We start from the raw sequence: 20,332 nt of genomic DNA on the forward strand, positions 1-20,332 counted from the left end.
ATTCATCTCCTCAACGCAGTTTCAGACTGGACAGGCCGATCAGCACCAGAATCACGGTGATGATCCAGAAGCGCACGATCACGCGCGGTTCCGGCCAGCCCTTGAGTTCGAAATGGTGATGCAGGGGCGCCATGCGAAAGACACGACGCCCGGTCAGCTTGTAGGACGCCACCTGGACGATGACCGACAGGGTCTCGATCACGAAGACGCCGCCCATGATGATGAGAATGATTTCCTGACGGGTGATGATGGCCAGGGTACCCAGGGCCGCCCCCAGGGAAAGCGCACCCACATCGCCCATGAATACCTGAGCCGGGTGCGTGTTGAACCACAGAAAGCCCAGCCCGGCCCCCACCATGGCCGCACAGAAGACCACCACCTCGCCGGCGCCCGGGATAAAGGGGATGCCCAGGTACTCGGCAAAATGTAGATGGCCGGAGGCATAACCGAAGATGCCCAGTCCGCCGGCCACCATGACCGCCGGCAGAATGGCCAGACCGTCCAGGCCATCGGTCAGGTTGACGGCATTGCTGGTACCGACGATGACGAAGTAGGCCAGCAGGATGTAGAGCGCGCCCAGAGGCAGCAGCACATCCTTGAGGAAGGGAATGAGCAGGGCCGTTTCCGCACCATTGCCCTCGGGTGCGGTGAAATACAGGAAGCAGGCCGTGGCCAGAGCAGCAACGGATTGCCAGAAGATCTTCGATTTCGCCGACAGGCCGGCGGAATTACCCAGGGCCAGCTTGCGCCAGTCATCCACCCATCCGATGGCACCGAAGGCCAGCGTCACTCCGATCAGCACCCAGGTGTAGCGATTTTCCAGATCCCCCCAGAGCAGGGTACTGACGGTGATGGCGAGAAGGATCAGGGCTCCCCCCATGGTGGGGGTGCCGGCCTTGACCAGATGCGTCTGGGGCCCGTCATCCCGCACCTGCTGACCAATCTGGTAGCGACTCAGGTGACGAATCATGGATGGCCCGGCAATGAAACAGAATACCAGCGCCGTCAGCACCCCGAGGATCGCCCGCATGGTGAGGTACTGGAAGACGTAGAACCCGGTATGGAACTGGGTCAGGTATTCAGTCAACCACAACAGCATTTCAGCCTCCTCTCCCGGCCATTCGCTCCGGCCGATCCCGGAGGCTGTCCACAACCCGTTCGAGCCCCATGGAACGGGAGCCCTTGATCAGAACGGTCACATTGGGACGCAATTCGTTGCGCAGTACTTCAATCAGGCGCTCGATGCGCCAGCAGTGAATCGCTCCCGGACCGAACGCTTCCGCCGCAGCGGCCGCCTGCTCGCCGATGGCATACAGGCGCTCCACGCCGGCCTCGCGCGCCAGGCGTCCCGCTTCGGCATGGGCTTCGCCTGCCGACTCGCCCAGCTCGCCCATGTCGCCGAGCACCAGCCAGCGCGGCTGCGGCTGTTCGCCGAGCCAATCCAGGGACGCGGCCAGTGAACCCGGATTGGCGTTGTAACAGTCATTGATCAGCGTGGCCCCACCCGGCCCGGCCACCGGCTCCAGGCGCCCGGGCTCGGGCCGCACCGAGGCGAGCCCGCGAGTGATGGTGGCGGGGCTGATGTCAACGGCGATGGCCGCGGCTGTCGCCGCCAGGGCATTGATCAGGTTGTGACGCCCGGGCAGGGCCAGGCGCAGGGCCACGTTGCCCACCGGTGTATCGACCAGGGCCCGGGTGCCGTCCGCGGCATACCGGGGCGTCTCGGCGAGACGAACGTCACCACATTCGAGCCCGAATTCGATGCGCGATCGGGAGCCGGCCATCTTCCGCCACACGTCCACCCGCGGGTCACCTGCGTTGAGCACGGCGATGCCGTGGGCCGGCAGCCCCTCGATGAGCTCACCCTTGGCCCGTGCCACACCGTCCAGGTCACCGAAGCCCTCCAGATGAGCCGGGCCCGCATTGGTGATCAGGCCCACATCGGGTTGGGTGATGCGGGTCAGGCGGGCAATCTCGCCGTGGTGATTGGCACCCATTTCGATCACGGCGGCCCGATCGTCCGGGGCCAGACGCAATAGCGTCAGCGGCAAACCGATTTCATTGTTGTAGTTGCCACGGGTGGCCAGGGCATGGCCGGGCCACTGCTCGGACAGAATGGCCTGGATCATGGAGCGCACGGTGGTCTTGCCGTTGGAACCGGTGACCGCGATCACCGGCCCCTGGAATCGGGCACGCCAGTCGGTCGCCAGCCGGCCGAGGGCCTTGAGGGTGTCATCCACCTCCACCAGCGGCCCGACGCCGGCATCGAAAACGCCCGCTGAATCAACCAGGGCCGCAACGGCTCCGTTGGCCAGGGCCTGGGGCACGAAGGTGTGACCGTCAAAACGCGGCCCACGCAGGGCGATGAACAACTCACCGGCCACCAGTGTGCGCGTATCGGTACTGACACGGTCGAAGCCCGCATCCCGGCCACGCAAACGGCCGCCACAGATTTCCGCCAGTTCGGAGAGTTGCCAGCGGCTCATGCCTCACCCTCCCCCAGCAGACGCTGGACCACATCCCGGTCACTGAAAGGCAATACATCCCGGCCCACGGTCTGGGTGGTCTCGTGCCCCTTGCCGGCCACCAGAATCACATCCCCCGGCCGCGCCCGTCCCACGGCCTGGGCAATGGCTTCCTCTCGATCCCGGCAGACACGGGCTTCACGCCCGGCTCCTCTCAGAATGTCAGCGACAATCTGCTCTCCCGCCTCGCTGCGCGGATTGTCGTCAGTCACGATGACTTCCTCGGCCAGCTGGGCGGCCAGACGCCCCATGAGCGGGCGTTTCTCTCGGTCGCGGTCACCGCCACAACCGAACACGCACCACAGGCGGCCGGTGCAATGCGCGCGCAGTGTGGAAAGGGCCTTGGACAGGGCGTCGGGGGTATGAGCGTAATCCACCACCACGGTGGGAAGGCGGCCACCACCGAATCGCTCCATGCGCCCGGGAACGGCAGGCACCTCGCCCAGTGCATGGGCCGCCCGGGCACTGCTGATCCCTTCCAGGCGCAGAGCGGCAAATGCCGCGGCCAGATTGAAGGCATTGAAGCTGCCCATCCAGGGACTGTCGATGATGGCGCTGCCCAGTGCGCCCTCGACCTCCACCCGCAGACCGTCGGCCCGCGGCTGGTAGCGGTAATTCAGCATTTCACCTTCATGAGCCGCGCCGGATTCGGAAAGCCGGAGGCAGCGGACGCCTTCAGGCAGGGCGTCCGCCATGAATGCCCCCCAGTAGTCGTCAGCATTGATGACCGCCCATTCCAGCTCACGATGCTGGAACAGGTGCCGCTTGGCTTCGGCGTAGGCGGTTTCATGGCCGTGATAGTCGAGATGATCGTGACTCAGATTACTGAACACCGCCCCACGGAAGCGAACCGCATCCACCCGGTGCTGGGACAGACCATGGGAAGACACCTCCATGACCACGCGGCGGGCGCCGGACTGGACCATATCGGCCAGTGCAGACTGCAGCGAGACGGCATCGGGCGTGGTGTGGGTGGACGGTCGCAGCGATCCGGGCCGGCCCATGCCCAGGGTGCCGAGCACAGCCGCCGGATGATCCAGCTTTTCCAGTGCCGTGGCCGCCAGATGGCTGATGGAGGTCTTGCCATTGGTGCCGGTCACACCAAGCACCCGCATCTGCGCAGAGGGTTGCCCGAAGAAGCGGTCGGCAATGCGGCCGGCTTCCCGGGAAAGACCCGGCACGGCAATGAACGGAATCGCACCTTCCGGCGGCTGATGGCCCGGAACGGGCTCCCAGAGCACCACGGTGGCCCCCCGCTGCAGGGCCTGGGGGAGATGATCGAGGCCATGGCTGCCACGCAGGCCGGCACAGGCCAGGAAGGCGCCACCGTCCACGACCGTTCGACTGTCCAGACTGACGCCCGCGGGACAAAGACCGGCGGCGCTCCCGGCATCGACGATGCCGTGAAGCAGTTGCTCCAGATTCAGGCCCCTGAGCGCTTCCGCCGCCATCATGGGGTTCCTCCCGCGCGGACTACCACGCTGTTGCGCGTCGGCTCGACACGATCCCGGGGCACATCCAGCAGTCGCATGGCGTCCGCCATGACCCGCCCGAAGACAGGCGCCGCCACCGCGCCCCCGTAAAAATCCTCACCGCGCGGATTGTCAATCACGACCACGGCCACCAGTCTCGGTCGTGAGGCCGGAATGGCACCCACGAAGACGGACTGGTAGTGGTCGTCCGAGTAGCCGCCGACACCGCTCTTCTTCACGGTGCCGGTCTTGCCGGCCACCCGATATCCTTCGACCGCTGCACGCGTCCCGGTTCCCCCGGGAAGGGTCACGGTCTCGAGCATTTCCATCAGCCAGGCCGCGGTTTCCGGCTGCATGATCGGTTCGCCCGGAGGCGTGACATCGCGCCGGATCAGACTGACTTCCGGCAACACCCCGCCATTGGCCAGCGCCGCATACGCGGCCGCCAGCTGAAGCGGACTCATGGAAAGGCCATAGCCGTAGGAGGCCGTCACCTGACCGATCTGACGCCACTCGCTCCAGTGCCGCAGGCGCCCCGGCGCCTCGCCGGGAAAGGCACTGGTGGTTAGCTGCCCGATCCCCAGACGACCAAGGCCGCGCCAGAGCGTTTCCGGGTCGGATTCAAGGGCAATCTTGGTGGCGCCGATATTGCTCGATTTCTGCAACACGCCGGTGATGTCGAGCTCACCGTAGTTGCGAATGTCGCTCACCGTGTGACCGGCCACCCGAAAGCGCCCGGGGCTGGTGTCGAAACGCGCATCGGCGGTGATCTGGCCCGCCTCGAAGGCGGCGGACACCACAAAGGGCTTGATGGTGGATCCCGGCTCTATCAGGTCCACAACAGCCCGGTTTCTCATCCGGGACGGCGTGACGCCACGACGGCTGTTGGGATTGAATCCGGGCTGGCTGGCCATGGCCAGCACCTCGCCACTGCCAGGCTCCATGAGAATGATCGAACCCGACTCTGCCTTGTGCTCACGCATGGCGGCCTTGAGCTCACGGTAGGCCACATACTGCAGGCGCAGGTCAATGCTGGTCTCGAGTGTCTTGCCCGGCCGCGGCGAACGAATGTTCTCCACATCCTCGATGACCCGGCCAAGGCGGTCGCGCAACACCCGCTTGGCACCCGGCTCGCCCTTCAGCCAGCCTTCAAAGGCCAGCTCGATGCCCTCCTGCCCGCGGTCGTCGATATTGGTAAACCCCAGGACATGCGCGGCCACTTCGCCGGCCGGATAGAAGCGGCGGTACTCCCGCTGACTGTAGACACCGGGGATCTCCAGGCCGAGGATGGCTTCAGCCTCTTCCGGCGCCAGATGCCGCCTGAGATAGACGAACTCCCGATCCTGGCGAGCTTCCACGCGGCTGCGCAGCTGCAGGGAAGACAGGCCCAGGGCCCCGGCCAGCTCCTCGATGCGCTCGCCTGCCTCAAGCAGTTCGCCGGGGTGAGCCCAGATGGAATTGACCGGAGTGCTGACCGCCATGGGTTCGCCATGGCGGTCGGTGACCATGCCGCGATGTGCCGGCACTTCCACCACCCGCAGATGGCGGGCCTGTCCCTGGCTCTGCAGAAAGTCGCGATCCACCACCTGCAGCTCCACGGCACGCCCCACAAGCGCGAACAGCAGCAGCGCGAGGGCCGTCATGACCACCCCGCGCCGCCAGCGTCCTTCCTGTTGCTCACGCTTGCTCATGGTTCCACCAACACCATTTCCACATCGATCGGCCGCCGCATGTCCAGCTCGTCCCGGGCAATGCGCTCGATCCTCGCCTTGGTGGCCCAGGCGCTCTGCTCCAGCTGCAGCCGCCCCCAGTCCACATTCAGCTCATCCCGCTGCGCCTGCAGGCCCTGCAATTCCACGAACAGCACGCGGGCCTCGTGCCGCGCCCAGATCACGCTCAGGGCGGTGACCAGCACCAGGGCCAACAGGGTCGCGGCCAGCAGACGCAGACTCACGACCGCCGCTCCGCAATTCGCAGCACGGCACTGCGGGCGCGGGGATTCTCTGCCTGTTCCGCCTCACCCGCCTTGATGGCCTTGCCCACAGCACGAAACGGCGGCAGCTCGGCATCGGGCAGGGGCACACCGGCCACCACCTTGGGCTGATCCGCATTGCCGCGAATGAATCGCTTCACCCGCCGATCCTCCAGTGAATGAAAACTGATCAGGGCCGCGCGCCCGCCCGGGGCCAGCACCTGCCGGAGGCTGGCCAGCACCTGATCCAGTACCGCCAGCTCCCGGTTGACGTGGATGCGGATGGCCTGGAAGGAACGGGTTGCCGGATGCCTGCCGGGCGGCCCGGCGGGCACCGCCTCGGCAATGATCTCGGCCAGCCGGCCGGTGCTCTCGATACGTTCAGCGGCCCGGGCCTGAAGGATGGCGCGGGCGATGCGCCGGGCGAAGCGCTCCTCGCCGTACTCCCGCAGGACACGAATGATCTCCCCCTCCTCCGCCTCGGCCAGCCAATCCGCCGCACTCTGCCCGGCTTCCGGGTTCATCCGCATGTCCAGCGGGCCACTGCGGGAGAAGGAAAACCCCCGCTCGGGATCATCCAGCTGTGGTGATGACACCCCCAGGTCCAGCAACACGCCGTCGACCCGGCCGGCCACGCCTTCCTGGTCGACCACCAGTGGCAACGCGGCAAAACTGGTGTGATGAATACTGACCCTGGGGTCGCCACCATGATGCTCGCGGGCGTGGGCAATGGCCTCCGGGTCCTGATCAATCAGGATCAGTCGCCCCTGCTCACTCAGGGTCGCCAACAGCAGGGCCGCATGGCCGCCTCGACCATAGGTCCCGTCCACGTAGATGCCATCCGGCCGGGGCGCAAGACCCGCCACCGCCTCCTCGGCCAGCACCGGGCGATGTGCTCTGGCGAACCCTGATTCAAGCGCCATAAGCGCGGCCTCCACCGTCTGACTCGGACGGTCTTCCTGTCTGTCGGTCCGCCCTGCCACTTACAGGGACAGGGATTCGAGTTCGGCCGGCAGATCCAGCTGTTCGTCGTCCAGCGCCTCCTGCATCCAGGCATCCCGCTGTTCTTTCCAGCGACCCTCATCCCAGAGCTCGAACTTGTTGCCCTGGCCGATGAGAACGACTTTCTTCTCCAGCCCGGCAAAATCCCGCAGTGGCCCCGGCAGCAGCACGCGACCGTTGCCGTCCATTTCCACTTCCGTTGCATGGCCGACCAGCAGGCGCTGAAGCTTGCGTGCCTGGCGATTGAAGCTGGGCAGCTTGTTGAGCTTGCGCTCGATCTCTTCCCACTCGCTCAGGGGGTAGATAAGCAGACAGACGTCACGATCCACGGTGACCACGAGCTCACCCTCGTGCTCTTCCCGCAGATGCTCTCGATACCGCGAGGGAATGGCCATCCGCCCCTTGGTATCCAGCGCAATGTGATTGACGCCTCTGAACACTTCCCTGCACCACTCGACGTGTCGCCCTGGGTCGGGAGCCAATGGGCAGTTAACCCATTTTCTCCCACTTTTCTCCACTTCGTGACACTATAGGTAGCGATTCCACCCACTGTCAAGGAAAAATCCCACGGCCAGTCAAATAGTTACGGCATTTTCAGGGCCCAATTTCAGGGTAATGATGAATCGAAAAATCAGTGGCTTACAGAGACTACTTCAGGTGTAATTTAGGAGTTTCGGCCACTTTCGGGATAATGGAAGAAGGGGACGGCCCGGCCCGCCCAAGGAGTCACCACGCTGCAAAGGGCCTGGTGATCCTGCGCAAAACCGTCGGGAAACCGCGAGGGACCGGAAATCCCGGGAACCCCGCCCTGGCGCCCAGACCCGAAGGCGGCCCTCCCGTTCTTTCGCCAAGAATCAAAAAAGCCGCGCCCGAATGGACGCGGCTTTCCTGTTTCAGAGCCAGCCTGTAAGCCGGGTTCTGTCGAGGACGGTCATTCCTCTGGGATGGACGTCGCCGTCCACCTCAAGCAGCCTACCCGGGAACATGTGCGGGCCGCACATCGCATGCACGAGGCATGCACGCTCCCCTATTTGGCCTTGCTCCGGGTGGGGTTTACCCTGCCACACGCTGTTGCCAGCGGCGCGGTGCGCTCTTACCGCACCTTTTCACCCTTGCCTGTGCCCGAAGGCCATCGGCGGTATGTTTTCTGCGGCACTTTCCGTGGGCTCGCGCCCCCCAGGCGTTACCTGGCACCCTGCCCTGTGGAGCCCGGACTTTCCTCCGTGGTCTCGCTGACGCGACACCACCGCGACCGCCCGGCTGACTCCGCGTCTATTGGACACCGCCGGGCATCAGGGTTCAAGTGGAATCATCACCTTTCAGGGCCAGCAGGCGCTGATAGAGGGCGTTTTTTGGCAAGCCAGTCGCTTTTGCCGCCACCTGCGCGGCCTTGCGCGGCGCCAGGGCCTCCGACAGGGCCCTGAGCAGGGCATCAGTATTGATCGCCCGCGCGCCCTCCCCCTGCAACACCTCGTCCGGGTCATTGGCCGGGGCGCCGGCCACGACAATCACCGCCTCACCCTTGCGCGCTTCCGGCGCATGGGCGGCCCAATCGGCGAGTTCCGCCAGATCACCATGGCGAAGCTGCTCGTGGCGCTTGGTCAATTCCCGCCCGACACAGGCGGATCGCTCCGCACCCAGGGTCTGGCAGAGATCCGCCAGTGTGGCCGCCAGACGATGAATGGACTCGTAGAAGATCAGGGTATCTTCAACCTCCGCCAGGCTCTCGAAGTAACGCCGGCGGGCCCCCGGCTGTCGTGGGGGAAAGCCGAGAAAGCGGAACGGTTCCGGCGCGATACCGGACGCTGAAAGCGCGGCTATGGCGGCATTCGGGCCGGGAACGGGACAAACGGGAATGCCACTGGCCACGGCGGAACGAACCAGGGGGAAACCCGGGTCACTCAGCAATGGCGTACCGGCATCGGAGACCAGCGCCACATTCTCGCCGGAGGCCAGCGCGGCAATCAGGCCCGGTACGCGCTCGGCCTCATTGTGTTCATGCAGGGAGACCAGCGGCTTGCGGATACCCAGGTGGGTCAGCAAGCGCCCGCTGTGACGGGTGTCCTCGCAGGCGATGCAATCCACCGCTGCCAGCACCTGACGCATCCGCGAACTGGCATCGTCCAGATTACCGATTGGCGTGGCGACGATGTAAAGCGTACCGCTTTGTTGCACAATAACCGCCTGTTACGGCGCACTCCCCCAGCGGGTGGCGCCGGATTGTTAGAATGTCAGGGCGCTCATGAGAATTTTCCGGCCCGGCCGGCGGTCTCACACTGAACGGATCCCTCCCAGAGAGCACACACGATATGCCAATGCGAGCCATCTCTCCAGCCAGCCTGTCACGAATCGCCGTCATCCTGCTGCTGGCCACGCTGTGGGCCTGCGCACCCCGCCCGGTGGAACGGCCGGTCATGGATGCGGACGAAGTGGCGCTGATGGCTGACAGCGCCGAGATCATGCTGGAGACAGGCGACCCGGCCGCGGCCGCCGACCTGTTCACGGAGATTGCCCGTGCCGTGGATGAGGAGGAACGGCCGGAGTGGCTGTTCCGTGCCGCCGACGCCTGGCTGCAGGCCGGAGAAACCGATCGCGCCCGCACCCTGGTTCGCAGCCTGAGCGCAGCGGAACTGTCGCGGGAGGATCGCTTCCGGGCCGCCGTGCTGCTGTCACGTGCGGATGTCATGGACAACCGCCCGCGGGAAGCCCTTGCCCGCCTGGACGTGCGTGACGAAGGTGTCCCCTCCGTCGTGATGCCGGATCTGCTGCGGGTGCGCGCCCAGGCCCGCTTTCAGATGGATGACATCGTTCACGGTGTGGCGGATTACCAGCGCCTGGCGGACCGCCTGTCCGGAGAGGAACGCATGGCCGTCCTGCAGACACTCTGGGATCGCCTGATGGGCCTGCCCACGCTGCCGGATCGTGAAGCCGTGGCGGGCCGCCCCCTGGTGGCCGGCTGGATCAATCTGGCACGTGCCGGCCAGGAAAGCTGGCAAAGGCCGGATCGCTTCGACGACGCCGTCGCCGAATGGGAATCCCTGCACCGCGGCCATCCGGCGCGGGAACTGATGGATCGCCTGCTTGCCGAGCACCGGGAGCGCTTCCGCTACCCGGATCAGGTGGCGTTGCTGTTGCCACTGAGCGGGCGCTTTGCCGGCCCGGCGGTGGCCGTGCGCGATGGTTTTCTGGCCGCGCACTTCAACCAGCCGGGCGAGCGGCGCCCGAACGTGCGCGTGTACGACACCGCCGGTGACCCCGAACAGGTCATGACCGTCTACCAGCAGGCCATTGATGAAGGCGCCGGCATGGTGGTGGGGCCACTGACCCGCCCTGAACTGGCCCGCCTGGCAAGGAGCGAACGCCAGGTGCCGGTACTGGGCTTGAATTATCTGCTGGAGAACGAAGACAGTGTCGACGGCCTGTTCCAGTTCGGGCTTGACCCGGAGAGCGAGGCCCGCCAGGTGGCCGAGCGCGTCATTCGCGAGGGCCATTCCAACGCCATCGCCCTGGTGCCGGAATCCGAGTGGGGCTACCGCATGCTGGATGCCTTCCGCGAGGCCCTTGAGGCTCAGGGTGGCGTGTTGCTCGATTACGAGACCTATCACAGTGGCCAGCGGGACTTTTCCGGACGCATCACCCGTGTGCTGGGTCTTGACCGCAGTGCCGCCCGCCACCGCAGCCTGGCATCCGCTGTTGGCGAGAGCCTGGAGTTCGAGCCCCGCCGGCGCCAGGACATCGATGCCATTTTCCTCGCTTCCCAGGACGGTCAGGCCTCACTCATCCGTCCTCAGCTGCGCTTTCACCGTGCCATCGGGGTGCCGGTTTTCGCCAGCTCCCATGTCTATCGACCAGGCCAGGCCAGTGACAGTGATCTTGACGGCATCCGCTTCCCCGACATGCCCTGGAGCATCGCCCGGGAGGGTGAAGCCCGCCAGGCTCGCCTGCGGGTGGAAACCATCTGGCCGGAGGCCTTCGAACAGCACGGGCGGCTGTACGCCCTTGGCTTTGACGCCTACCGACTGGTGCCGGTCCTGAACAATTTCGAGCATCCCCTGCAGCCGCCGCTGGCCGCCATGACCGGGGTCCTGAGCCTGTCCGGCGACAACCGGATCCAGCGCCAGCTGAGCTGGGCCCAGTTCTCGCGTGGCCAGCCCATTCCCCTGGAACCCATCGAGGAACTGCGCGAGATCGAGGAGCCCGTCCCCGTGCATGTGGGCGGCCAGTGAGCCGAAGCCGGGGCCAGGGCGCCGAGAGCCGCGCCGAAGCCTGGCTCAGCCGGCGCGGCCTGCGCCCCCTGAAGCGCAATGTTCACCTGGCCGGCGGGGAGCTGGATCTGGTCATGCAGGATGGTGACTGCGTGGTCTTCGTGGAAGTCCGGCATCGCAGTCAGGAAGACTACGGCGATGCCCTGGAGTCCATCAGCCCGAGCAAGCGACGCCATCTCATTCGCGCCGCCGAGGCCTTCATGGCCGGACTGGAGGAAGAACAGGACGGACGTTTTGACGTCGTCGCCATCAATGGCAGCCTTGAGGATGGCGAAGTGGAATGGGTGGCCGATGCCTTCGGCCTTGATGACTGACAACAGCAACCGGGAGCCCGACCCTGATGGATATGCAGGCACGCATCCGCCTCAACTTCGAACAGAGCATTCGCACCAAGCAGGACGCCCTGGACGCCTTGATTGAACCCATTGCCCGGGCCGCGGGTACCATGGTGGAAGCCCTGCTCAGCAATCACAAGATCATGAGTTGCGGCAACGGCGGTTCAGCCGGCGACGCCCAGCACTTCTCGTCGGAGATGCTCAACCGCTTCGAGATGGAACGCCCCGGCCTGCCCGCCGTGGCGCTGACCACCGACAGCTCCACCCTGACCTCCATCGCCAACGACTATGCCTATGAGGAGATCTTCTCCAAGCAGGTTCGGGCGCTGGGCCAGTCCGGGGATCTGCTGCTGGCCATCTCCACCAGCGGAAACTCGGACAACCTGATCCGGGCCATCGAAGCCGCCCATGAACGAGACGTCACCGTCATCGCACTCACCGGTCGTGATGGCGGCCGCATGGCCGATGCCCTCAAGGGCCGGGACATCGAAATCCGCGTCCCGGGCGCCTCCACCGCCCGCATCCAGGAAGTGCACCTGCTGTGCATCCACTGCCTGTGCGACCTGGTGGACCGACGGTTGCTGGGTGTCGAAGACTAGGCACGACATCACCGCCGGCAGGGCCCATCCGATCTCGTAGTCGTAATCGTAGTCGTAATCGGGTTTTGAAAAGAACAAGAAGCAAGGAGCAGGAAGCCCACTACTCAAGGACGACCGTGCAGTGCCGGCTTTTCGTGTTTTGCTCGTAACTCGTAGCTTCTGAAAATTCCGATTACGATTACGACAACGACAACGACAACGATGAAATTCATTCTAGGGGAGGTGCCGCTTTGACCCTTAGTGCCGAGAACGAACTTCCCCGCTCCGCCATCGCCCGCCTGCAACAGGCGATCGACCCCGATCGCCTGCTCACCGATCCGGCGGACTGCTGGGCCTATGGCTATGACAACAGCCGTCGACATGTCTGTCCCCAGGCGGTGGCCTTTCCCTTCAATACCGAGGAAGTCGCCGGGCTGGTGCACGCCTGTCGCGAACTGGGCCTGCCCCTGGTCGGGCGGGGTCGCGGCAGCGGGACGGCCGGTGCCGCCGTGCCGATACGGCGGGGACTTGTGATCTCACTTGAACGCATGGACCGGATCATCGAGATCAATGCGGATGATCGACTGGCCATCGTCGAGGCGGGTGTGACCAATGGTGACCTTCAGCGCGCACTGGAACGGGAAGGGTTTTTCTGGCCACCGGACCCGACCTCGGCCGACTACTGCAGTGTGGGTGGCAACCTGGCCTGCAACGCCGCCGGCCCCCGCGCCGTGAAGTACGGCACACCCCGCGACAATATCCTGGGGCTCACCGCCGTTACCGGAACGGGCGACATCATTCGCACCGGGGTGCACACCACCAAGGGCGTGGTGGGTTACGACCTGACCCGGCTGATGGTGGGCTCGGAAGGCACCCTGGGCATCATCACCCAGGCGACGCTGAAGATCACACCGAAGCCGGAAGCCCGACGAACTCTGCGCGCTGTCTACACCAGCATGACCACGGCAGCGGCAGCCGTGTCACGAATCATGGCCCAGCCGGTCACGCCGTGCATGCTGGAGTTCATCGACGGGCGGGCCATCGACATGATCCGTGACTACGCCAGCGTGGATCTGCCGGAAGATGCCGGCGCCATGCTCATGATTGAAGTGGATGGAAGCCTGGAGCAGCTGGCGTATTCCGAACAGGCAGTTGCCGAGGCCGCGCGGGGTGACGGCCTGAGCGAACTGCGTACTGCTGCCAGCGAGGACGAACGTCAGGGGCTTTGGGCCGCCCGCAAGGCCCTTTCCCCCGCCCAGCGCAAGATCGCCCCGAAGAAGATCAATGAAGACGTGGTGGTGCCCGTCTCACGCATGGCCGATCTGATTGCCGGCCTCGATCAGCTGTCCCGGCAGTATGGCATCATCATCGTCAACTTCGGCCATGCCGGTAACGGCAACATTCATGTCAATCTGCTGGTGGATCCGGACGATCCGAAGCAAATGGCAGTGGTGGATGAGTGCCTGCAAAAGGTCTTTCAACTGGTTCTCGACCTGCGCGGTACCCTGTCTGGTGAACACGGCATCGGTTATGACAAGCGCCAGTTTGTTGGCCTGGAGATTGAACCCGCGTCCCTGGCCCTGATGAAACAGATCAAGAAACAGTTCGACCCGGATGGCTTGCTGAACCCGGGCAAGCTGTTCCCGGATGTGGTGCCGGATTGATCATCCGGAGAAAACACTGGGAACCACCGAAGACACCGAACATACCGAAAAGAGAAAAATGAATAACCAGGGAAGACAGAGTGAGCACAACGGTGGAGAGCCTGGCTGTGCTTATGGATCTGGGAAAGCCTCAGATCTTTCGCCCTCCCCACACCCTGTGCGCTCTGTGCTTGTTTCTTTTGAGTTTCTTCGGTGAGTTCGGCGTCTTCGGCGGTTCCAATGTTTTTTCTTGAAAAGGCACATGACATGAAACAGAAATACTTCATCGACAGCCACAAGGGCGCCACCGCCATTGCGGTGATTGCCATGATGGCCTGGCACGGGGCCTGGGATCAGACGGCGGCCTGGGTCTATCTGGCTCTGCATGGCAGCTATGGAGTTTTCTGGGTGCTCAAGAGCCGTATCTTCGGGGACAAGAGCTGGGAGGCAGCCACGGGGCTTGGCTACGGTCTGGTGATCTGGGGTGGCCTGAGTCTGTACTGGATCGGACCCTGGCTTCTGATGAGCCGCGGAGTGGAACCTCATCCGGGGATTCTTGCCCTGTGCATTGCCCTGTACTGCTCGGGCGTCTTCCTGCACTTCGCCTCGGACATGCAGAAACACATGCATCTGGCCCATCGTCCGGGTGTTCTCCTGAGCGATGGGCTGTGGTCACGCAGCCGCAACCCCAATTACCTGGGCGAACTGCTGATCTACGCCAGCTTCGTCATCCTGCCCCTGCACTGGGCACCACCCCTGGTGCTGCTGGCCTTCATGAGCATCATCTGGATCCCCAACATGCGCCGCAAGGACCGCTCCCTCGCCCGCTACCCCGAATTCCAGACCTGGAAAGCCCGCAGCGGCCTGCTGTTTCCGAAGATCCTGAAATGAATAATGCGCCGCGAAATGCACGCAAAATAAACGCGAAATAATTAATAGAAGCCACAGATAAACACAGATGAACACGGATGTTCTGGCCGTGCCGGGTAACGGGCACTTGGCTATGTTCGAACTTCATCGACTGCCGTGATGTACCTTGGAGCCACCACAACCCCATCTGTGTCCATCTGTGTTCATCTGTGGTTGAATTTATTTTGCGTTCATTTTGCGTGCATTTCGCGGCGCATTTTCTTACTTGATAACACGCAGGTTGGGGCGCTTGGCCTTGCTGCCGGAGGAGTCGCTGCTGTCGGGGGAGGGCTTGTCGCCACCTTCAGGCGGCGGTGGGTCGTCATCGTCACTGAAGAGCATGCCCTGGCCGGATTCCCGGGAGTAGATGGCCAGTACGGCGCCAATGGGAAGAGAGACCTGGCGTGGCTGGCCGCCAAAGCGGGCATTGAAGAGGATACCTTCATTGGCCAGGGAGAGGGCCTGAACCGCCGACGGGCTGATGTTCAGGATGATCTTGCCGTTCTGGACGTGTTCGGTCGGCACCTCGACACCGTCGTACTCGGCATCCACCAGAAGATGGGGCGTTTCACCATTGTCCACCATCCATTCGTGCATGGCGCGGATGAGATAGGGACGGCGGGAGATCATAGACTATCACCTGGGGCTTGCGAAAAAGTGTCGCGGGAACAGCGGCATCAGCCGCGTTCCCGCTCCACGGAGGTCAGACTTGCCTTGAAGGAAGCTCGATCGAACAGACGGTCACAATAGGCGCGCACCTTCTTCGCCCGTGGCGGCAACTTGATGCCCAGACGATCCAGGCGCCACAACAGGGGAGCCACCGTGCAATCGGCAAGACTGAACTCCCCTTCCACCAGCGCTTCGGTGGCAAACATGGGATCGGCCGCCACTACGCTGTCCGTCAGCTCCTTGCGGGCATTTTCCACCTTTTTGGGCGTGCCATTCTCAATGACATCGGCAAGGCGATACCAGTCCTGCTCGATCTGATAGACCATCAGGCGAACCCTGGCCCGTCCAACCGGATCCACCGGCATCAGAGGCGGGTGGGGAAAGCGCTCATCCAGGTACTCCATGATGACCATGGGGCCATGCAATACCAGGTCCCTGTCCGCCAGGGTGGGCACCGTCTGGTAGGGATTGAGATCAATCAGGTCTTCCGGAATCTGCCCATTCTCCACCAGCACGGATTCGTGGTTGATGCCCTTCTCGGACAGCACGAATCGAATCCGGTGACTCTCAATGGAGTCCGGGTACGAGAACAGCGTCATCACCGAACGACGGTTGGCAACCACGGCCATGAACAGCACTCCCCTGCCTCTGCCCGCCGGAGCGGACGCGACATTATTTGACGTCGCGCCAGTACTCTTTCTTGAGCAGATAGGCCAACAGGATAAAGACGCCGATGAAGGCCAGCACCCAGAAACCCATCTGGCGACGCTGCGTCTGAATCGGCTCCCCGGCGTAATCCAGGAAGTTCACGATATCCCGGACCACACGATCGTATTCGCTATGGGACAGACGTCCCTCGCGAACGGTTCTGAAACCCACGAAGGTTTCGCTTCCGTTGTCACTTTCCTTGTACACGGCTTCTTGCAGGCCCTGCAGGGACCAGAGGACGTGCGGCATGGCGGCGTTCCCCAGCATCCGGTTATTGGTACCGGCCACGGTGCCTTCATCCACGTAGAAGCTGTGAAGGAAGTTGTAGATCCAGTCCGGCCCGCGACTCCGGGCCACCAGCGTCAGGTCGGGTGCGGCCATGCCGAACCACTCCGAGGCATCATCTTCCGGCATGGCAATCTTGACCATGTCGGCCAGCTCTTCGCCCGTGAAGACGATGTTCTCCAGCGCCACGTCATCGGGCAGCTGAAGGTCATCGGCAATGCGCTGGTAACGCTTGAACTCCAGGGAGTGGCAGCCAAGGCAGTAATTCATGTAGTACTTGGCGCCGCGTTGCAGTGACGACAGATTGGTCACGTCATTGCCGGCCGATGAGGGCCGCCATTCACGGACATCACTGTCGTCCGCGATCACGGCGCCCGCCGAGGCGGCCACGACCAGGACAATTGCGCTGAGAGACAGTTTCTTGATTGTTCTCATCATGAGGTCACCCTTTCCGGCACCGGCTTGGATTCATTCAGTCGGGTATGCGGCGGCAGCAGCAGGAAGACGGCGCTGACCAGCAGCATCATGGCAAGCGCAATCAGGCTCATGCCACCGGTATCACGCAGCAGATCCATGAGAATCATGATTGCCGCCACGATCCCGAAGGCCCCGTAGTAGTAATTCCGGCTGCGATCAAAGGAATACACCCAGGAGATCCCGAAGAACAGGAAGTAGAACTGGGTGAAACGCAGGGACAGCTCGGAGTACAGCGGGGTGGCCGGCTGCAGACCCAGATAGCCCAGCACGACGAAGCCGCCGGCAAAGGCCATCAGCAGGGTCTTGTAGAGGGTGCTGCGATAACGCACGGACTTGACCGGGTGACGGTCAATCCAGGGCAGGAAGAACAGCACCACAATGGCCAGACCCATGGCAATCACACCGCCCAACTGGTCCGGAATGGCACGCAGGATGGCGTAGAAGGGTGTGAAGTACCACACCGGCGGCACGTAGTCCGGCGTCTGCAGCGGATCCGCGGGCACGAAGTTGGCCGGCTTCAGGAAGAGATCCAGGAAGGTCGGCGCATAAAACACGATCAGGGCGAACAGGAACAGGAAGACGCCCACCGCGAAGATGTCCTTGACGGTGTAGTAGGGATGGAAGGGAATGCCATCCACCGGTTTGCCGTCCGAACCCAGGTTCTGCTTGATCTCAATGCCATCCGGATTGTTGGAGCCGGTCTGACGCAGAGCCACCAGGTGGAAGAACACCAGACCGATCAGCACCAGTGGCAGGGCAATCACGTGCAGAGCGAAGAAGCGGTTCAGGGTGACGTCGGAAATCAGGTAGTCACCGCGAATCCAGGTCGCCAGGGGCTCACCCACATAGGGCAGCACGCCGAACAGGGAGATGATCACCTGGGCGCCCCAGTAGGACATCTGGCCCCAGGGCAGCAGATAGCCCATGAAGGCTTCGGCCATCAGCACGATGTAGATCAGCACACCGAAAATCCACAGCAGCTCACGGGGCTTCTTGTAGGAGCCATACATGAGGCCACGGAACATGTGCAGATAGACCACCACGAAGAACATGGAGGCCCCGGTGGAGTGCATGTAGCGAAGCAGCCAGCCCCATTCCACATCACGCATGATGTATTCCACGGAGGCGAAGGCGCCGTCCGCGGAGGGCTTGTAGCTCATGGTCAGGAAGATGCCGGTGACGATCTGAATGACCAGCACCAGCAGAGCCAGGGAGCCGAAAAAGTACCAGAAGTTGAAGTTCTTCGGTGCGTAGTAGCCGGTCAGCTGACTTTCAACGAATTCCCGGTAAGGCAGGCGGTCGTTGATCCAGTCACCGACAGTACCGCCACCCGTGTTGCTCTTGTTCTGCATCAGGCGACCTCTGTGTCTTCACCAACGATAAGGGTGTTGTCATCGACAAAGCGATGCGGCGGAATTTCCATGTTGGTCGGCGCCGGCACGTTCCGGTACACACGACCGGCCAGGTCGAAACGCGACCCATGGCAGGCACAGAAGTAGCCGCCGGGCCAGTCCGAACCCATGGCCGGATCGCCCGGGTTGGGATGGAAGGCCGGGGAGCAGCCCAGGTGGGTGCAGACCGCCACCAGCACCAGATACTCGGGCTTGATGGAACGGTGCTCGTTGCGGGCGTAATCCGGCTGGTCGGATGCCTCGGAATCCGGATCACGCAGGCGATCCCGGATGTCGGACAGCCGGGCCACGGCGTCCTCACTGCGACGGACCACCTGGATCGGACGACCACGCCAGCTCAGGGTGATGCGCTCACCCTCGTCCATTCTGCTCACATCCACTTCCACCGGGGCACCGGCCAGGCGGGCCTTGGCACTGGGCTGGAGGGACGCGATAAAGGGAGTCGCGACCGCTGCCACACCGATACCACCCACGACCGAGGTCGCCACGGTGAGGAAGTGACGTCTGTTGTTGTCAACGCCGTTGCTCATTCTCCGGTTCTCCTGGAGCTCAATGCAGATCTTCGAAACCTTGCCATGACCGGAACCCGGGCTGGCGGGCAGCGCCTGGCTGCCGCGCAAGCCCCGACATATGCCTGCGGGACCCGTCCGGAACCCGTTGGCCGCGTCACCTGCCGGCCGACCGGGTGGTTCTGGCTTGTCGGGAGCCCCTGAAACGGGCCGGGAATCTCCCAAAAAATAAAGGGGCGATTATACACAGTTCAGCCCGCGACTCGCCACTGCCGGCAAATCCGGACAGGCCGGGGCGAAGGACGGCAATGGTGGCGGGACAGGCAAATTACGACAATGCTATTCTGTTCGGCCAAAGGCGAACGGGTTCTGGCAATGCATTCGGGGAGGCCAGAACTCCGCCCACCCCGGAGACCGGACATGGAGCCCTACCGCAAGATGCCCAACCCGCCCGGATGGTTGTCAACCTGGATGGATTTCCTGGCCAAATCGGTGGTGGTCGGCCTGGCAGCCGCCTTTGTCGTGGTGTATTTCCGCCCGGAACTGCTGACCCAGCGGCAGGCCGTGGACAGCTATGCGGCCGCTGTGGAGCGCTCCACACCCTCGGTGGTGAACGTGCATACCGCCCGGCGCGTCGAGGACTCCCCCTCCACCATGCTTTCCGAACCCTTCTGGCAGCGATTCTTCGGAGATGCACCGGGGCTGCATCGGGAGCGGATCGAGAGCAGCCTCGGCTCCGGAGTAATCGTGTCCCCGGAAGGTCACATTCTGACCAGCAATCATGTCATTGAGGGTGCCGACGAGATCCGTGTCGCCCTGCATGATGGCCGGGTCAGCAGCGCGGAGATTGTCGGCACGGACCCCGAGACTGATCTGGCCCTGCTGAAGATCGACGCCAGCAACCTGCCCGTGATTGCCTTTGGCCGTTCGGAGCGCCTGCGAGTGGGGGATGTCACCCTGGCCATCGGCAACCCGGTCGGACTCGGACAGTCGGTCAGTCAGGGCATTGTCAGTGCCACCGGGCGCAGTCAGCTGGGTATCACGCTGTTCGAGAACTTCATCCAGACCGATGCGGCCATCAACATCGGCAACTCCGGCGGAGCCCTGGTGGACTCCCGGGGACGGCTGATCGGCATCAACACAGCCATGCTGTCCGGTGAGAACGGGGGCGGCGGCATCGGTTTTGCCATCCCCGTCAATCTCGCCCGCGGCGTGATGGAACAGATCATTGAGCACGGACGGGTGATCCGCGGCTATCTGGGCATTGCTCCGCAGACGCTCAGCCCGGAGCTGGCCGAGTCCTTTGGTCTGGAAGCCCCGGCGGGTGTGGTGGTGACCAATGTCCAGCGGGCAAGCCCGGCCGATCAGGCCGGCATCCGCCCGGGGGATATCGTCACCCACATCAACGGCCGCCCCATCCTTGACGATTACGACGCCCTCAACAAGGTGGCCAGCCTGCAGCCGGGGGAACTGGCGGAAGTTCGCCTGATTCGCGATGAACAGACACTGACCGTCCATGCGCTGATCGCCGAACGGGGCATCCCGGGAAGGAACTGACCGCAAGGGCTCCG

19 protein-coding genes and 1 other RNA gene are annotated in these 20,332 nt (G+C 63.6%); 6 read left to right on the forward strand and 14 right to left on the reverse strand.

The genetic code is table 11. The features are described 5' to 3' along the window. Positions 1-10: 10 nt before the first annotated feature. From mraY to rsmI, 9 genes are all read right to left on the reverse strand, one after another. Positions 11-1,099 carry a phospho-N-acetylmuramoyl-pentapeptide-transferase gene (mraY, locus tag RBH19_RS06465; protein ID WP_306728010.1) on the reverse strand — a complete coding sequence of 363 codons (1,089 nt, stop codon included), beginning with the start codon at positions 1,097-1,099 and terminating at the stop codon, positions 11-13. A gap of 1 nt (position 1,100) precedes the next feature. Further along, the gene (locus RBH19_RS06470) at positions 1,101-2,486 is read right to left on the reverse strand and encodes a UDP-N-acetylmuramoyl-tripeptide--D-alanyl-D-alanine ligase (RefSeq protein WP_306728011.1); all 1,386 of its coding nucleotides are present in this window, start codon (positions 2,484-2,486) and stop codon (positions 1,101-1,103) included. Next, positions 2,483-3,979 carry a UDP-N-acetylmuramoyl-L-alanyl-D-glutamate--2,6-diaminopimelate ligase gene (locus tag RBH19_RS06475; RefSeq protein WP_306728012.1) on the reverse strand — a complete coding sequence of 499 codons (1,497 nt, stop codon included), beginning with the start codon at positions 3,977-3,979 and terminating at the stop codon, positions 2,483-2,485. The genes RBH19_RS06470 and RBH19_RS06475 overlap by 4 nt, the downstream gene beginning before the upstream one ends. Further along, positions 3,976-5,688 (reverse strand): peptidoglycan D,D-transpeptidase FtsI family protein, encoded by a 1,713-nt coding sequence (locus RBH19_RS06480; protein WP_306728013.1) that lies wholly within the window; start codon positions 5,686-5,688, stop codon positions 3,976-3,978. Before RBH19_RS06480 ends, RBH19_RS06475 begins: the two co-directional genes overlap by 4 nt. After that, positions 5,685-5,951: a cell division protein FtsL gene (ftsL, locus tag RBH19_RS06485; RefSeq protein ID WP_306728014.1), complete on the reverse strand. Its 267-nt coding sequence runs from the start codon at positions 5,949-5,951 to the stop codon at positions 5,685-5,687. The genes RBH19_RS06480 and ftsL overlap by 4 nt, the downstream gene beginning before the upstream one ends. Beyond that, on the reverse strand, positions 5,948-6,892 hold the full coding sequence (gene rsmH, locus RBH19_RS06490) for a 16S rRNA (cytosine(1402)-N(4))-methyltransferase RsmH (RefSeq protein WP_306728015.1): 945 nt from the start codon (positions 6,890-6,892) through the stop codon (positions 5,948-5,950). The genes ftsL and rsmH overlap by 4 nt, the downstream gene beginning before the upstream one ends. Positions 6,893-6,952: 60 nt before the next feature. After that, positions 6,953-7,411, reverse strand: a complete 459-nt coding sequence (mraZ, locus tag RBH19_RS06495; protein WP_306728016.1) for a division/cell wall cluster transcriptional repressor MraZ — start codon at positions 7,409-7,411, stop codon at positions 6,953-6,955. 451 nt (positions 7,412-7,862) lie between these two features. Next, positions 7,863-8,239, reverse strand: an RNA gene (gene rnpB, locus RBH19_RS06500) — RNase P RNA component class A. Positions 8,240-8,270: 31 nt separating this feature from the next. Beyond that, complete coding sequence (rsmI, locus tag RBH19_RS06505; RefSeq protein ID WP_306728017.1) at positions 8,271-9,146, reverse strand: 16S rRNA (cytidine(1402)-2'-O)-methyltransferase; 876 nt, start codon at positions 9,144-9,146, stop codon at positions 8,271-8,273. Between the two features lie 140 nt (positions 9,147-9,286). Between rsmI and RBH19_RS06510 the strand changes: the two genes are divergently transcribed. The 5 genes from RBH19_RS06510 to RBH19_RS06530 all read left to right on the forward strand — a co-directional run bounded on the left by RBH19_RS06510 (position 9,287) and on the right by RBH19_RS06530 (position 14,683). After that, positions 9,287-11,197, forward strand: coding sequence for a penicillin-binding protein activator (locus RBH19_RS06510; protein ID WP_306728018.1), 1,911 nt, complete (start codon positions 9,287-9,289; stop codon positions 11,195-11,197). Next, entirely contained in the window at positions 11,194-11,550 is a 357-nt protein-coding gene (locus RBH19_RS06515; protein WP_306728019.1) for a YraN family protein, read from the forward strand. Before RBH19_RS06510 ends, RBH19_RS06515 begins: the two co-directional genes overlap by 4 nt. Positions 11,551-11,576: 26 nt before the next feature. Continuing rightward, positions 11,577-12,170, forward strand: coding sequence for a phosphoheptose isomerase (locus tag RBH19_RS06520; RefSeq protein WP_306728020.1), 594 nt, complete (start codon positions 11,577-11,579; stop codon positions 12,168-12,170). A gap of 230 nt (positions 12,171-12,400) precedes the next feature. Continuing rightward, positions 12,401-13,813, forward strand: a complete 1,413-nt coding sequence (locus RBH19_RS06525; RefSeq protein WP_374728963.1) for an FAD-binding oxidoreductase — start codon at positions 12,401-12,403, stop codon at positions 13,811-13,813. A gap of 246 nt (positions 13,814-14,059) precedes the next feature. Beyond that, complete coding sequence (locus RBH19_RS06530; RefSeq protein ID WP_306728021.1) at positions 14,060-14,683, forward strand: DUF1295 domain-containing protein; 624 nt, start codon at positions 14,060-14,062, stop codon at positions 14,681-14,683. A gap of 240 nt (positions 14,684-14,923) precedes the next feature. On the opposite strand, the gene RBH19_RS06535 is transcribed toward RBH19_RS06530, so the two are convergent. Genes RBH19_RS06535 through petA form a run of 5 tightly spaced genes read right to left on the reverse strand, consistent with a single transcriptional unit; the run spans position 14,924 to position 18,782 of the window. Next, positions 14,924-15,331, reverse strand: a complete 408-nt coding sequence (locus RBH19_RS06535) for a ClpXP protease specificity-enhancing factor (protein WP_306728022.1) — start codon at positions 15,329-15,331, stop codon at positions 14,924-14,926. A 47-nt stretch (positions 15,332-15,378) separates the two neighbouring features. Next, positions 15,379-15,999 (reverse strand): glutathione S-transferase N-terminal domain-containing protein, encoded by a 621-nt coding sequence (locus tag RBH19_RS06540; protein ID WP_306728023.1) that lies wholly within the window; start codon positions 15,997-15,999, stop codon positions 15,379-15,381. A gap of 43 nt (positions 16,000-16,042) precedes the next feature. After that, positions 16,043-16,801 carry a cytochrome c1 gene (locus tag RBH19_RS06545; protein WP_306728024.1) on the reverse strand — a complete coding sequence of 253 codons (759 nt, stop codon included), beginning with the start codon at positions 16,799-16,801 and terminating at the stop codon, positions 16,043-16,045. Further along, positions 16,798-18,192 carry a cytochrome b gene (locus tag RBH19_RS06550; RefSeq protein ID WP_306728025.1) on the reverse strand — a complete coding sequence of 465 codons (1,395 nt, stop codon included), beginning with the start codon at positions 18,190-18,192 and terminating at the stop codon, positions 16,798-16,800. Before RBH19_RS06550 ends, RBH19_RS06545 begins: the two co-directional genes overlap by 4 nt. Further along, a complete protein-coding gene (petA, locus tag RBH19_RS06555; RefSeq protein ID WP_306728026.1) occupies positions 18,192-18,782 on the reverse strand; it encodes a ubiquinol-cytochrome c reductase iron-sulfur subunit in 591 nt (196 codons plus the stop codon). The genes RBH19_RS06550 and petA overlap by 1 nt, the downstream gene beginning before the upstream one ends. A gap of 399 nt (positions 18,783-19,181) precedes the next feature. On the opposite strand from petA, the gene RBH19_RS06560 reads away from it, so the two are divergent. Further along, positions 19,182-20,318 carry a trypsin-like peptidase domain-containing protein gene (locus RBH19_RS06560; RefSeq protein ID WP_306728027.1) on the forward strand — a complete coding sequence of 379 codons (1,137 nt, stop codon included), beginning with the start codon at positions 19,182-19,184 and terminating at the stop codon, positions 20,316-20,318. Positions 20,319-20,332 lie beyond the last annotated feature (14 nt).

Origin of the sequence: Natronospira bacteriovora, from assembly GCF_030848495.1 — a bacterium.
GTDB lineage: Bacteria > Pseudomonadota > Gammaproteobacteria > Natronospirales > Natronospiraceae > Natronospira > Natronospira bacteriovora.

Excerpts from the sequence above, each read along its gene's own strand:
- RBH19_RS06545 (WP_306728024.1), bottom strand. The coding sequence starts at position 16,801 with ATGATGAGAACAATCAAGAAACTGTCTCTCAGCGCAATTGTCCTGGTC.
- RBH19_RS06535 (WP_306728022.1), bottom strand. The coding sequence starts at position 15,331 with ATGATCTCCCGCCGTCCCTATCTCATCCGCGCCATGCACGAATGGATG.
- RBH19_RS06475 (WP_306728012.1), bottom strand. The coding sequence starts at position 3,979 with ATGATGGCGGCGGAAGCGCTCAGGGGCCTGAATCTGGAGCAACTGCTT.
- RBH19_RS06530 (WP_306728021.1), top strand. The coding sequence starts at position 14,060 with ATGAAACAGAAATACTTCATCGACAGCCACAAGGGCGCCACCGCCATT.
- petA (WP_306728026.1), bottom strand. The coding sequence starts at position 18,782 with ATGAGCAACGGCGTTGACAACAACAGACGTCACTTCCTCACCGTGGCG.
- mraY (WP_306728010.1), bottom strand. The coding sequence starts at position 1,099 with ATGCTGTTGTGGTTGACTGAATACCTGACCCAGTTCCATACCGGGTTC.
- rsmH (WP_306728015.1), bottom strand. The coding sequence starts at position 6,892 with ATGGCGCTTGAATCAGGGTTCGCCAGAGCACATCGCCCGGTGCTGGCC.
- RBH19_RS06540 (WP_306728023.1), bottom strand. The coding sequence starts at position 15,999 with ATGGCCGTGGTTGCCAACCGTCGTTCGGTGATGACGCTGTTCTCGTAC.
- RBH19_RS06510 (WP_306728018.1), top strand. The coding sequence starts at position 9,287 with ATGCGAGCCATCTCTCCAGCCAGCCTGTCACGAATCGCCGTCATCCTG.
- RBH19_RS06520 (WP_306728020.1), top strand. The coding sequence starts at position 11,577 with ATGGATATGCAGGCACGCATCCGCCTCAACTTCGAACAGAGCATTCGC.
- RBH19_RS06560 (WP_306728027.1), top strand. The coding sequence starts at position 19,182 with ATGGAGCCCTACCGCAAGATGCCCAACCCGCCCGGATGGTTGTCAACC.
- RBH19_RS06470 (WP_306728011.1), bottom strand. The coding sequence starts at position 2,486 with ATGAGCCGCTGGCAACTCTCCGAACTGGCGGAAATCTGTGGCGGCCGT.
- RBH19_RS06550 (WP_306728025.1), bottom strand. The coding sequence starts at position 18,192 with ATGCAGAACAAGAGCAACACGGGTGGCGGTACTGTCGGTGACTGGATC.
- RBH19_RS06480 (WP_306728013.1), bottom strand. The coding sequence starts at position 5,688 with ATGAGCAAGCGTGAGCAACAGGAAGGACGCTGGCGGCGCGGGGTGGTC.